General features: G+C 39.5%; 12 protein-coding genes and 2 pseudogenes. All 14 read right to left on the bottom strand.

Going from position 1 to position 13905, the window contains the following annotated elements; translation table 11 throughout:
• Positions 1-1295: 1295 nt before the first annotated feature.
• The 14 genes and pseudogenes from B9L19_RS01800 to B9L19_RS01730 all read right to left on the bottom strand — a co-directional run bounded on the left by B9L19_RS01800 (position 1296) and on the right by B9L19_RS01730 (position 13740).
• Positions 1296-2219, bottom strand: a complete 924-nt coding sequence (locus B9L19_RS01800) for a glycosyltransferase family 2 protein (RefSeq protein WP_025949790.1) — start codon at positions 2217-2219, stop codon at positions 1296-1298.
• Between the two features lie 14 nt (positions 2220-2233).
• Entirely contained in the window at positions 2234-3079 is an 846-nt protein-coding gene (gene rfbD / locus B9L19_RS01795) for a dTDP-4-dehydrorhamnose reductase (protein WP_025949789.1), read from the bottom strand.
• Positions 3076-4089: a dTDP-glucose 4,6-dehydratase gene (rfbB, locus tag B9L19_RS01790; RefSeq protein WP_025949788.1), complete on the bottom strand. Its 1014-nt coding sequence runs from the start codon at positions 4087-4089 to the stop codon at positions 3076-3078. Before rfbB ends, rfbD begins: the two co-directional genes overlap by 4 nt.
• Before the next feature lie 2 nt (positions 4090-4091).
• On the bottom strand, positions 4092-4649 hold the full coding sequence (gene rfbC, locus B9L19_RS01785) for a dTDP-4-dehydrorhamnose 3,5-epimerase (protein ID WP_025949787.1): 558 nt from the start codon (positions 4647-4649) through the stop codon (positions 4092-4094).
• An 18-nt stretch (positions 4650-4667) separates the two neighbouring features.
• Positions 4668-5555, bottom strand: coding sequence for a glucose-1-phosphate thymidylyltransferase RfbA (gene rfbA / locus B9L19_RS01780; protein WP_025949786.1), 888 nt, complete (start codon positions 5553-5555; stop codon positions 4668-4670).
• Between the two features lie 61 nt (positions 5556-5616).
• On the bottom strand, positions 5617-6906 hold the full coding sequence (locus B9L19_RS01775; protein ID WP_075261376.1) for an oligosaccharide flippase family protein: 1290 nt from the start codon (positions 6904-6906) through the stop codon (positions 5617-5619).
• Positions 6884-7765, bottom strand: coding sequence for a glycosyltransferase family 2 protein (locus tag B9L19_RS01770; RefSeq protein WP_025949784.1), 882 nt, complete (start codon positions 7763-7765; stop codon positions 6884-6886). The genes B9L19_RS01775 and B9L19_RS01770 overlap by 23 nt, the downstream gene beginning before the upstream one ends.
• A 50-nt stretch (positions 7766-7815) precedes the next feature.
• Positions 7816-8040, bottom strand: a pseudogene (locus tag B9L19_RS01765) (sugar transferase); the annotation flags it as partial.
• 287 nt (positions 8041-8327) lie between these two features.
• Positions 8328-8453 (bottom strand): annotated as a pseudogene (locus tag B9L19_RS01755) (sugar transferase); the annotation flags it as partial.
• A 110-nt stretch (positions 8454-8563) separates the two neighbouring features.
• On the bottom strand, positions 8564-9445 hold the full coding sequence (gene galU / locus B9L19_RS01750; protein WP_025949781.1) for a UTP--glucose-1-phosphate uridylyltransferase GalU: 882 nt from the start codon (positions 9443-9445) through the stop codon (positions 8564-8566).
• Between the two features lie 142 nt (positions 9446-9587).
• A complete protein-coding gene (locus tag B9L19_RS01745; RefSeq protein ID WP_033024186.1) occupies positions 9588-10010 on the bottom strand; it encodes a hypothetical protein in 423 nt (140 codons plus the stop codon).
• 680 nt (positions 10011-10690) lie between these two features.
• On the bottom strand, positions 10691-11632 hold the full coding sequence (locus tag B9L19_RS01740; RefSeq protein ID WP_167372760.1) for a YveK family protein: 942 nt from the start codon (positions 11630-11632) through the stop codon (positions 10691-10693).
• Positions 11633-11641: 9 nt separating this feature from the next.
• The gene (locus B9L19_RS01735; RefSeq protein ID WP_025949153.1) at positions 11642-13240 is read right to left on the bottom strand and encodes an O-antigen ligase family protein; all 1599 of its coding nucleotides are present in this window, start codon (positions 13238-13240) and stop codon (positions 11642-11644) included.
• A 14-nt stretch (positions 13241-13254) separates the two neighbouring features.
• Positions 13255-13740, bottom strand: a complete 486-nt coding sequence (locus B9L19_RS01730) for a tetratricopeptide repeat protein (RefSeq protein ID WP_025949154.1) — start codon at positions 13738-13740, stop codon at positions 13255-13257.
• Positions 13741-13905: the final 165 nt, after the last annotated feature.

Raw genomic sequence — 13905 nt, 5'->3', positions numbered from 1 at the left:
CTTATTAAACTTCAAATGAATATAAATTAAAACATTGAGATAGATAATAAAGAAGTATGATATAAAATGCCTTATATACGAGCCATAATCAGGTTCGAAAATACCATGGACAGCAATTATGCTTAGCAAAAAAATGAGTATATTTTTTTGTGTTGTTGACAATTTATTATAGTTTTTAATATTGAAGAAAATAATGTATGAGTTTAATAACATATATATGACAAAAAAAACATATTTTATATTTAGCGACACAAACATTATCTCTAAAGGAAATAGCAATCTAAAGATATTTAGTAAATAATTAAAAAACATTATAAAATTATTATTTGAAATGAGCACATCTGATATTATAGTTTGAGCATCTACAGAACCCATTCGATAATAATTTAAATCTTCTCTAATGTAGAATATTCCGAACAAATATTTATTTGGAACCACAATTAAAATAAAAATCACAATTAATGCTATCCAAAGTCTAGATTTTTTATGATTGAAAAACATAAAGAAGATACAAAAATATATAAAAACCAACCCGAAATAAGTTCGAAAAAAATAAGAATATAAAAATATCAAAATACACAGGACCAAAAACAATTTTTTACTCTTCATTTTTTTTAAGACCACTGAAAACAGGAGGGAGAATAGAAATGTAATCCACTCTTTACTAATATGAGTAACATAAATCACCAATAATACTATTGACATTGGCAACCAAAACGCCAAAAGCAAATCCATTCTTGGTATTCTTATGAAAGACATTGATAATAAAAGAATAAATACGGTTATAAAAGTTAGAATTAAGGCCCATACATCCCAGATATAAATATTAAATATATTTAAAAAATTGTAAAATTTAGCACTGAAATCGAAAGCCTTATCACCTAAATTAACCCCGGAACGCATTAAATATAAAATTTTATAAGAGTCATAAAAATATTTTTCAGAAAAAATCTTATACATCTCAAGTTTAAGAGGAAAACACAACCCTAATAAAAAAAATAATAGTGAATAAAATAAAAAATAATCTCTTTTAGAGGCACTGTTAAGATGTTTCATAATTTTATCCTCTTCCAATAATGCTTGTATCAAAAACGTATTTGAAACAACATCAAATCACCAAGGTTGACAGGAGAGAAAAAAGTTCAAACCATTCTTCCAAATATCATTTACTGTAGTGAAACAAATTCACTAACATAGATTCACATCCAAATTTCTTTGTGAGTGCAAGGAAGGTATGTTCTGGAATAGTCAAAGTACAACTTTTGGTAAAGGATCAAAAATTGCATAAAAAACGGTTATTTACCGATATTGACTAACGCTCGATGGATATACAATAATCTTCTCCACTTTTTATTCTGATTCATAATAAATACTTTTAAGAGTTTTTTTAATGCCTTATAGTATGCATAACAGAAAGCCGTAAAAGTCTTCAATTTTCTTTTTTGAGTCCGCTTGACAAACCAATACCCATTCCGAATATCATAAAAGGCTACAATTGGAGATAGATTTTTTTCTCCACCTGAAGATGCCGATACTTTATGATGTACGCGAGATTGCGGAACATATTTAATTTCCCATCCATATTGATTAGCTCTAACATTCCAATCCGTCTCTTCATAATACAAAAAATAATCCTCACACATATACCCTACCGTTTCCAGCACCTCTCTCCTGAACCCCAAACTACACCCCGTTATATAATCCACTTCTTTTACTTGATCATACTGCCCTACATCCTCTTCTTTAATTCCTATATGCTTTGTCTTCCCTGTCCAGGTATTGACCTTGCCCCCCGCAAACCAGATTTTGTTCGTCCCGTAGTAGTAAATCTTGGAACCAACAATCCCTACTTGTTTGTCGTTTTCTAACGTTTCTACCAATGGAGTGAGTGCATTTGGATCTACTACTGTATCGTTATTTAAGAGCCAAAAATATTGATACCCTTGCTTATACGCTTCTCTGATTGCGACGTTATTTCCACCAGCAAACCCTAAATTCTCTCCGGTTTGAATGAATGTAATGGATAAATGAAATTTCCCATCGTTGTAATCTTGTTGAAGTTTATCAAATGAGCCATCTTGTGAGGCATTATCTACTAAAAACACGTGAAAATAAGGGTACGTTAAGTGCTCTAGCGACTTTAAGCATTCAAACGTATCGTCATAAGCGTTCCAGTTTAAAATAATAATCGCAACATCTTTATCCGTTACTCGCTTCAAGTGCTATCACTACCTTATAGTTTAATTCTTATCATAAATTCTTTCAATGCTTCTCGCCAATTTCTTATGCCACTAAATCCATTCAACTTAAGCGCCATATGCTCAAACACGGAGTAAGTAGGCCTTGGCGCTGGTCTTGGGAAGTCTTTTGTTGTACAAGGATTTACCTTGACTTTTATCCCAGCTTCCTCAAAAATTGCTTTCGCAAACTCATACCAAGAACAATGCCCAGAATTAGAAACATGGTAAACGCCGTATTTTTCCGTTTGAATCAGTTCCAAAATGCAATTGGCTAAATCTACTGTGTAAGTTGGACATCCGACTTGATCATGGACAACCATCAATTCATCCCGTTCTTGAGCCAGCTTTAACATGGTTTTGACAAAGTTATTTCCATGTTTCCCATAGACCCAAGACGTTCTGACGATAAAAAACTTCGAATGCAAGTCGCGCACAAACTGCTCACCGGCTAGCTTACTTTTACCATACACGCTAAGTGGATTCGTCGGCGCAAATTCGTTGTACGGGGTATTTGCCATTCCGTCAAAAACGTAGTCTGTGCTAATATAAACAAGTTTTGCTCCTACCGCTTCTGATGCGACAGCGACGTTTCTCATTCCGTATGCGTTAATTAAAAACGCTTGGTCTGGCTCGGATTCGGCTAAATCGACTTTTGTGTATGCAGCGGCATGTATGACAACATCAGGATGAACTTCCGCAATAACCTGTTTCACTAGGTCAAAGTTTGTGATATCTAACTCTTCCCGTCCATACCCATACACTTCAAAGCCTCGATCAGCGAGCGCATCGACTAAATCTGTGCCAAGCTGGCCTTTTGCACCTGTTACAACTACTTTCATAGCTTGTCACCATACTGTTTTTGATAGTAGTTCATGTATTCACCGGATTTCATATTTTTCCACCATTCTTGGTTGTCGATATACCATTGGATCGTTTCTTCGATGCCCTCTTCAAAGGTATATTGCGGCTTCCAGCCAAGTTCTGTCATAATTTTCGTTGGATCAATCGCATAACGGCGGTCATGCCCCGGACGGTCGGCCACATATTTAATTAACTCTTTCGAAACTCCGAGTTTTTCAACGATTATATGCACGATTTCATTATTGGTTCGTTCATTATGCCCGCCGATATTGTATACTTCCCCCGGTCTGCCTTTATGAATGACTAAATCAATCGCCGCGCAATGGTCTTTCACATGCAGCCAGTCGCGAATATTTTGGCCGTCACCGTAAATCGGAAGCTCTTTTCCTTCCAACGCGTTCGTGATCATGAGCGGAATCAGTTTTTCAGGGAAGTGATACGGCCCATAGTTATTGGAACATCTCGTAATATTCACATTGATACCGTACGTTTCATGATACGCCCTTACAAGCAAATCTCCGCCAGCTTTGCTTGCCGAATAAGGGCTATTTGGCGCTAATGGCGTTTCTTCGGTAAAGTACCCCGTTTCCCCAAGTGTACCATACACTTCGTCCGTTGAAATTTGCACATATTTCTTAATATGGTTGGCTTTCGCCACATCTAATAACGCTTGCGTGCCCAATACATTGGTTTTTACGAAAATTCCAGGGTCTGCAATGCTGCGGTCGACATGCGATTCCGCCGCAAAGTTTACGATAACGTCAATCTTATGGGTTTTCACAAGATAATCGACTAACTCACGGTTATTGATATCGCCTTTCACAAACGTATAATTAGGATGATTTTCGACATCCTTCAAGTTTTCAAGATTGCCGGCATAGGTTAATAAATCATAATTGACTACTTTATAATTTGGATATTTCTCAAGCATGTAACGGACAAAGTTGCTGCCAATAAAACCTGCTCCGCCTGTGACTAAAAGATTCATTATTATCTCTCCCACTCAAAGTTGATTTCGGCATCGGCTAATAATGGATGTTTCGTATCTTTGTCAGAAAGAATTGGATTCGCTGTCGGCCAATCAATGCCTAACGCTGGGTCATTCCAAAGAATGCCGCGGTCATGTTCTGGAGAATAGTATTCATCCACTTTATATTGTACTTCCGTATTTTCCACTAGCGTACAGAAACCATGCGCAAACCCTTTTGGTACAAGCAATTGCCGTTTATTCTCCGCACTTAAAATAAACGCTTGCCACTTTCCAAATGTCGGTGAACCTTTGCGAATATCGACAACGACATCATAAATCGCCCCACGCGTCACGCGAACTAATTTCGTTTGTGCCTTTGGGTTTAACTGATAATGAAGGCCTCGCAACGTTCCCGCTTGTTTTGACAATGAATGATTGTCTTGAATAAAATCAAGATCAAGCCCATATTCCACAAACAGCTTTTTGTTGTAGCTTTCCATAAAGAAACCCCGATGGTCGCCGAATACTTTCGGTTCAATCAACAACACACCGGGCAGTGAAGTCTCGATCACTTTCATCACAAGCACCCCGCCATTTTATAAATAGATTGGTTTCTTTTTCTGATTTGCGATATCTATTAAATATTGGCCGTACTGGTTTTTCTTTAACGGCTCCGCTAACTTTAACAATTGTTCCCGCGTAATATATCCTTTCACATAAGCGATTTCCTCTAGGCAAGCAACCTTTAAGCTTTGCCGTTTCTCGATTGTCTCGATAAACTGCGAAGCCTCCAGCAAAGATTCATGCGTGCCGGAATCCAGCCAGCAAAAACCTCTCCCCAAAATCTCCACATGCAATTCGCCAAGCTCCAAATATTTTTTGTTCACATCGGTAATTTCTAACTCGCCACGTGCGGAAGGCTTAATGCTTTTCGCAAATTCAACAACCCGGTTATCATAAAAATACAACCCTGTCACCGCATAATTGGACTTCGGATGTTTAGGCTTTTCTTCAATCGAAATGGCTCTGCCATTTTCATCAAACTCTACAACGCCAAAACGTTCAGGATCATTGACATAATAGCCGAAAATCGTTGCCCCAGTTTTGCGCTCAACCGCTCTCTGCAACAACTGAGTTAAACCATGACCGTAGAAAAGATTGTCTCCTAAAATCAGCGCAACATTATCGTCACCAATAAACTCTTCACCAATAATAAATGCCTGTGCAAGACCATCCGGAGAAGGTTGCACGGCATAGGATAATGAGATTCCTAAGTCTGAGCCATCTCCTAGCAATTCTTTAAAACGAGGTGTGTCACTAGGAGTAGAAATAATCAAAATGTCTCGAATACCAGCTAACATCAAAACAGATAACGGATAATAGATCATTGGCTTATCATAAACAGGCAATAATTGTTTAGATACTGCTTTTGTTAACGGATAAAGGCGGGTACCACTCCCGCCGGCTAAGATGATGCCTTTCATACATATCTTCTCCTAATCCATATGCTGCTAAACTACTTTAAATTAACGTATTAAGCACCTGTCATGATAATAAACTAAAAAACTTTTTATACTGTTTATTGATCATCATTATAAAAATACTCCCCACAAATATACTAATCTCCACAAAAATCATACAAACCATTATTCCAATTCCTTTTAAAGAATACGTAACAGGAATGGAGAGAATTAAAAACAGTGTTGATGTAATAAGATACATTTTTCTCATTTGTACATATTTTTTCATAGCTAATATAAATGGATTAAGCAATACATTGCAAATAGTAAACCCAATCATAATTGAAGAAAATCTCATCATGTTAGTAATATAATAATTTTTATCACCGGTTACCCATTTAATGAAAATCGCTGAGGAAAAAAAACTGATTACACTAATTGTAAAAGAACAAGCTATGACCAAAAATGCTGTTTTCTTTTTGATTTCATTAAACCTTTTATAATTATTAACATATACATTGCATAAATATGGATAAATAGCTTGAGCAAAAGGTTGAGATAGCCCTACAATGGCACTTGCAATTTTTTGAACTATAGAATAATAACCTGCATATTTGTTTCCAGCAAAAATGCCAGTTATGATAACAGCCCCTTGGCCATAAACATTTCCCGCTAGAGTGGATATGAAAACATTACTGCTATCTTTTATTTCCTGTAATAAATGCCTAAAGTTAAAATTTAACTTTAGATTTCTTACACTTATTGAAAACTTAATTTGTAACATTGAAAATCCTATAAAACCCGCAATCAATATCCCTGATGCTTGAATAATTGAAGCAGTTATATAATCATCTTTCTCCTTTACAAATAAAAAAATAAGAACAACAGACAATATTTTTATACTGATATTAATTGCGGTTATATAATTCATTCTTTCTACCCCTTGGTAAAACCACGTAGGGAATAATGCATTACCTATAACTATCATAAAAAAGATAAAATATATTGGATAATACTTAAAAAAAATTGGAATAAGAATAACAATGACTGTTAAAAAACCAAGTGCTATACATAAAAAAATTAACTTAGCTGAATACACATTGGAAATTATTTTATTTAATCTTTCTGAATCATTTTTATGTAGTGCTACATCGCGAGTAGCTGTATAATTAAATCCAAAATCAACAAAAACACTTAAATATTGAGCAACAGCAGTAGCTATAGCTATTGTTCCATATTTTTCGCTACCCAATACTCTAACAAGATAAGGAAAAGTAATTAACGGTAAAATATAATTAGAACCTTGTAGTATTGATAAAGATATAACATTTTTTAACACTTGTTTATTAACCTTAAGAAGAAGTCTTTTTAGCAATTTTTACATCCTCTTCATTTAAATATTTTTTTATTTCATTACTAGCTATTTGGGTATATTGATTTAATATTTTTTCTTTAGTCTGGTCAGATGAATATTTTTCGATCAAATAATGCTTTAAGTATGCGCTCAATCTATAAGTCACCATAAGCATCGATAGCCCAAAACCTTGGAAACCGTCGGCATAACCCTTTTTCCTAATAAATCGATTAATAAACTCTTTGAACATAATTATAAGAAGCTTTGCTATACTAAATCTTTCGCCTGCATCAACAGCATTTTTCGCTTCAATCGTTGTATACCTGTTTAACTTCTCTAAAAAATGCTCAACGTCAATATAGTTAAAATGGATAAATCCCAATGATTCATCTTTTAATTTGTAAACACGCGCTGACAGATCGAGATTTGAACCCTTATGAATCCTAGTCCCATACTTCATAAATTTTTTCTTAAAAAAACGCAACTGCATATCTTGTAATGGCCCCCATCCTGAACCTTTCATTCTATATCCAAAAAAATAGTTAATACGCGGGATGAAAACAGCATCATACTCTCCAGATTCAGCAATTTCAATAAGCTTGTTCCTCAACTCAATCGGAACTATCTCATCTGCGTCAACAACTAATATCCATTCATTTGAGGCTTTTTCAAGAGCAAATTGTCTTGCTGGCTCAACATATCCTAGGCGCTCATGCATATAAATTTTATCTGTATACTCTCGTGCAATCTCCACCGTCCTATCGTCACTATACATATCCACAATAATAATTTCATCTGCCCATTTAACAGATTCTAAACAGTTGCGAATATTTTTTTCTTCATTGAATGTATTAATCAAAACGGAAATATTGGTACTCATTACGTCTCTCCCTCTGAAATCATGAATAGCTTAAGCTACGGCATTAAACATTAATAAGCTCCCTTTCTTAAAAGGACCATGAACACTGTTTTTACGAGAATCACTATATCTAAAAACAACGATTGATTATATACATAAAATAATTCCACGTCTACTCTCTCAGGATACCTAACCTCTCTTCTTCCGCTTACCTTCCAATAGCCTGTAATTCTTGGCTTGACTGATAAGAATTTTAAAACTCCCATTTTATAACTTTTTAGTTCTTCCTCGATCACTAGTTCCTTTCCAATAAAACCTATTTTTCCTTATTAATGACTCTTCACCACAAAGTGTACTTGGCAAAGAAAGACGGTCATGATAAAGAAAATCAAAACCGTGTTTTTCCTTTTTATACCACACATCTCTTTGAGCAACATTGTTATCATGTTTGTCTTTAAGAGCCAAGTACATCTTTTGGTGATGAATCTTATTAATGATGCACTGGTCAATTTAGGGGGGGATCAGAGCTTGTTACATGTAAGAATTAACCTCTTTCTTAATAAGCGCTATTCGGTCTAATCATTATTTTAATTGTTTTAAAAAAGACGGGACCTTTCGGATCTTCAAGTGTAATCAGGATCGCGACGATGAGAAACAGATACGAACAAATCCGTCCGATGATCGCCCCGTAGATGTCCATGATTCGCTTGGCCATTCAGCATCTTTCTTATCATTGGCGTTATCATTGGCGGTAGGCAGCTTCGATTGTTGCCGTCCCTCCCAGCTTCGTCAACTTCTATTCCACTCTTTCTTTTTCTCTTACACCTTCTCTGCTACACTTTCCAATAACTGTTCCATAAATGGGATCAGTTCCTTCCGCAACTCCTCATTCTGCACCGCAAACTCAATCGTCGTTTTGATAAACCCGAGCTTCTCCCCGACATCGTACCGCTTTCCTTCAAATTCATACGCAAAGACGCGCTGAATTTCGTTCAGCTTTTGAATCGCATCGGTCAGTTGAATCTCCCCGCCGGCGCCGGCTTCTTGTTTTTCAAGGAATAAGAAGATCTCCGGCGTGAGGATGTATCGTCCCATGATCGCTAAGTTGGACGGCGCGGTGCCTGGCGCTGGTTTTTCGACGAATTGGCGGACTTGATAGCGGCGTCCGTGCTGCTCCAGCGGGTCGATGATGCCGTAGCGGTATGTTTCGTGGTCTGGAACTTGTTTGACGCCGATGATCGAGCTCAATGTTTGTTCGTATTGGTCGATGAGCTGCTTGAGGCACGGCGGGTCGGCTTGGACGATGTCATCGCCAAGCAGCACAGCGAACGGTTCATCGCCGATGAAGTTGCGCGCGCACCAGACGGCATGTCCCAACCCTTTCGGCTCTTTCTGGCGGATGTAGTGAATGTCGACTTTCGACGGCTCTTTCACTTTTTCCAGCAAGTCATATTTTCCTTTTTCCATCAAATTTTGTTCAAGCTCAACAGCGATGTCGAAATGGTCTTCGATGGCGCGTTTTCCCTTGCCGGTGACGATGATGATGTCTTCGATCCCTGAGGCGATGGCTTCTTCGACGATGTATTGGATCGTCGGCTTGTCGACAATCGGCAGCATCTCCTTCGGCATCGCCTTCGTCGCCGGGAGGAAGCGCGTGCCTAAGCCCGCGGCTGGGATGATCGCTTTGCGCACTTTTTTCATGTAGTACGTAACCCCCTATGTATAGTTGGCCCCTATGCCCTCGCGCATCGGTGCAACCGCCGTTGCGCCGATGCGCCGATGCATATGGGCATAAAAAACAGCCCCTTTTTGGGACTTAATTTGGCATCCGTGATTTTAGATTTCAAATTTCTTTTTCATGATCGATCAGTTTGTCAAACATCACATCGGATCGACGCTGCAAGTACGAGACGGTGACATCGACGGATTTTCTGATGCTCGTGACATCATTCAACATGAGGGCTTGATTGTGTTTGGAAATGTGCAGCTCTTCGAGGATTCGCTCTTGCATCTGCTTCATGCCGACCATCTCGTGTTCTAATATTTGTTGGCCTTGTTGCAGCTGGGTGACATCACGTTGCAATGCTTTCTGACCTTCTTGCAGTTGGGTGACATCCTTCTGAAGTTGTGATACGTCTTGCTGCAGCTGCGATACGTCTTGACGAAGGTGTCCGACTGTGCCTTCCAACCGCTCGCGCCTGTCGTGGACTGGTTTCAGTTCTTCTTGCAAGACGGAACGAAGCAATTCTTTCAGCTCCTGGCTCATGGCTTCACCTCCCTGCTCTGATTATAGCATGGCCAGTGAAGCACATAGAAACAAAATCAGTTAGATCGGGCATCGAACCCGCCCTCACGCCACACCCTCGACGACGGGCGTCTAAGGTGCTAGGACCGTCATCGTCCCCACCCACGGCATGGCCGAGTGCCTCCATTGATAACGGTAAGGAGACATCACCGCCATCTTTTCTCTTTTAGATGGGCCAGCCAACCCACAGCTGTCCTCTATGCACGACCTTTTTTCAAAAGGGACGGATCAGACAACTTCCGCGAAAAAGCCTAGAAAGTCGGTGATGTAGTGGAAATTTGGGAAAAGCCGACTCTTCTCAAATTGAGGAGTCCTGTAAAATCAACGTCCCTCTTTCAACCGAAAGCAATGGATTCCACGGAATCGGTCGTTTTTCACCATTCTCCTAGAAGGCCTAGCGATTTAGTGAAAAATCACAAGAAACGAACTCTTTTCTCAAACGGAGAAGATTTGGAAAATCGGCGCTTCTCTTTCGGCTGAAGGCAACAGGCTCAGCGAAATTGGCCGTTTTTTACCAGTTCTCTAGAACCATCGATCTTTCCCTGCTTCCTCATGATGCCCAAAACAAACGCAGGTAGTGAGTGCATCAAGTTGTTCCATCTATGCAAGCATCCTTCTCTCGAATGAGCTGTTCCTTTTCGTTATCGCCCCGATTCCTCCCAATAACGGCGGAAAAAGACCATTCCTGTTCCAATCATGGCGCCCGCCACAAAAGCAATCGCCATATTCAAGAGCGGTTTCGGGCTGTCGGGTGCTTGGGGAACGACGGGAGCAGAGATGGTTAAGATTTTATTTCCAATGGAAAATGTGTGTATAAAATCCCGCAACTGCTGCTCCTTATTGACGTATTGACGGTAACGGTCAGCCAACGATTTGATTTGATTGCTCAACTCATTTAAAGCAATTAACTCTTTTTCCGAAAGAGATGAAATATTACGTAGGTGGTCTGAGTCTAAGGTCATGATATATTGGTTATTATAGGAAATCACTGCATCAAGCAAAAGGGACGGCGGCAGCTTCAAAGACGCTGCTTCCTGACGATAACGTTTGATGGTTTGCTGCAGTTGAACATGCTCTTTTTGTTTCAGTTTCATGAAGTGGTGGAGATCTTTCTCAACACCTGTTTGAATATCTTTCCATATAGATTGGTTCACAGCGTTTAAAATCCCGTCCAACAGCTTTTTGGTGTCAGAGGGATTGGCCGCCTTGAGGGTGACACGGACCAAATTGGTATTCGGCACATTTTCAACGCTTAAACTCCCTTTGACTTGTTCCGCCATATATTTTCCTTGCAAATGCGCGTTTTTGATCCCCTCTTCGATCACAGAAAGGGATTGCACACGCTCCATATAGGCCGAGGGCGTAATAATCTCATTGAAATAACTATCCGTTTCATCGAATTGTTTTCCGGGCACGATCCCATTATTCACGGATACCGTAGCGTTGGCTGAGTATGTTGGTTTGATCCATACAAAACTAGCCAGCGCGGAAAGCATTAGCGCTACAATCGTTGTAGACGCAATGATCCATTTTCCTCTCCATATCGTTTCGATGAGTTCTCGCAAGCTAATCGTTTCATCCATCATCCGTTCCTACCTTTGACTGATTTGTTTGGTTGTTATGCGTGAAAATCCGATGGAAACACCTAGTCCCACCCAAAAGAATACAGCAGTTCCAATAATGGAATCGTTAAACATGCCTTGAATGGCATAAGCCATCAGACCCGCGGAAAGCGCTGCAACATATGCATTGAGGCGTACGTGGACAGAACGCAGCAACTGTATGAGGCCCCCCGCTATCACAACTACTAAGGCAGATAATGCTACGATCCCTGCTCCAAATGCCATACCGATATACATATTGTGGGGCTTATCGACAATCACACTATATCCTTCACCTAAATTCGAATTTTTTTCCGGATCATCTTGATTAAAGAAATACGGAAATGTATCTAGTCCATATCCTAGAAACGGCTTCTCAGAAATAAGTTCTAACGCTTTTTCCCAAATAAAGGCCCGACCTGATCCCGGTGCTATCCCCGGTCCCGGGAGCTCAGGAAGTTTGTATTCCTGCTCATCGGCATAGGCCAATGAGCCGCTTACAACCTTTTTCGTGATATTTCCTGCTATTTGCTTGATATCCATTATCGCTTCATCCAATGCTGCTTCTTGCTGATGATGCTGTTGAAACGGATTGTACGGGATGAAGAAGCCAATGGTCTCATCCCAAACACGGCTATTGTGTTTCACAAAAGGAATGTAAATGGCAACAAAGGCGACAACCAATACCAAGCTCGAAAGAACCGCTGTTTTTTTCTGTTCAGCCTTCACAAACATATAAATGAACAACGGACTCATCAACACTAGCGTGACAAAACCACTGCTGGCAAGCGAAGAAAGAAGCATGGCAAACGCTAATGAGGCGAATAGACCATTGACGATTTTTCGCCACAGTCTTTTTTCGAAAATCGTCAAATATGAGAAAAGAGCGATGAAAAAAGCTGAAATCCCGCTCACATAGTTTCCGTGGTTGATCGTAGCGAGAAAGCGGGAGCCTTGAGCTAGTTTTGCTCCTTCTGGGAGACTGGAATACAGCAGGTTTTGCACCCAATGGAGCTTTAATACATCATAACCAAAGAAATTGACGATCCCCAATATCGCATTCATGATGACAAATGGAGTGAAGCAATAAATGAGCCATTGGATGCGTCTTAGGGTGTAGCGTATATTAGACGCAATGAAAAACAACATCAAGTAGCATAAATACGTGATCGTTCCCTCATGCCGGTCATACATTCCGTACAAGGCCAATGTTTTATAGGGCGCCAAAACAGCTGACAACGTCAAACAGACAGCTAAAACTGCTAGAGCGATGTTGATTTTTGTTTTCGGAATCTGGTAGTTCAACACGAATACTTTATATAGAAAAACAAGGCTGAGAAACGCTGTAGAGACAAGAAACACGATAAATTTATAGTATGTAAATACATCCGCTTTTTTTCCTGTGTCCAATACATCGGTTTGGGTAATCGACGGGCTGATAAAGTCGCCAATATGCACTCTTGCGATCAATGGAATGGCCAGTACAATGAATGCCAGCCCCCAAAACAATATCGCATCGACCCGTTCCATATCCAGTTGGTCCTCATGTTCATCACGTTCAATATTTAAATATTTATACCAATCAGACATGTTCGCTTCTCACCTTATGATGATTTTTGATGCTGGATTTGAGACAACAGTTCATCGATTCTAGCATGATACGTTTCTGATCCAGGCAACTGTTTGCTTTTCTCCAAGTATGCTTTCGCTTTCGCATACTCACCGTTGTAATACAGAATCTCGCCAAATTGCAACGTGAAAATCGGATCCTGTTGCAAGAACGGCCTTTTTCTAATCGCTTTTTCGTAATAAAAAGCAGCCTTCTGAAAATCATTTTTCATCGCATACGCCAAACCAAGTGTGCGCATGATGTTGTAACGATCCGGGTATTTGCCCAGCAACGACCGCAATAACGGCAAAGCCTGCTCTGCCCGTCCCTGCTGCATCAACTGAACCGCCTGTTGATACTCAGTATAGTCTTTTAGAAACTGCTCGTCCTGTTGTTGGCCTTTCCAGTGAGCATAGCTGATTCCCGATAAAATCAAGACTAGCAGACTAAGAAACACGTATCGGTCCCATTTTCCATGCATGAGTAAATTCTCCTCATTCTGCAAAAATCGACAACCTCCCACTTGTAAATTTTAGTGCATTTTGCCCTATAAAGCAATAGGTGGTTGAAACGGCAACAGAGCAGCTTTTTGCTAAAAGTGGTTCATCACCACAACATGTAATTGACAAGCACGACATCGTTTGAA

Origin of the sequence: Geobacillus thermocatenulatus (assembly GCF_002217655.1) — a bacterium.
In the GTDB taxonomy this organism is placed as follows: domain Bacteria; phylum Bacillota; class Bacilli; order Bacillales; family Anoxybacillaceae; genus Geobacillus; species Geobacillus thermocatenulatus.
The sequence above is the reverse complement of the archived record's forward strand: the minus strand, read 5'-3'. Positions and strand labels throughout refer to the sequence as shown.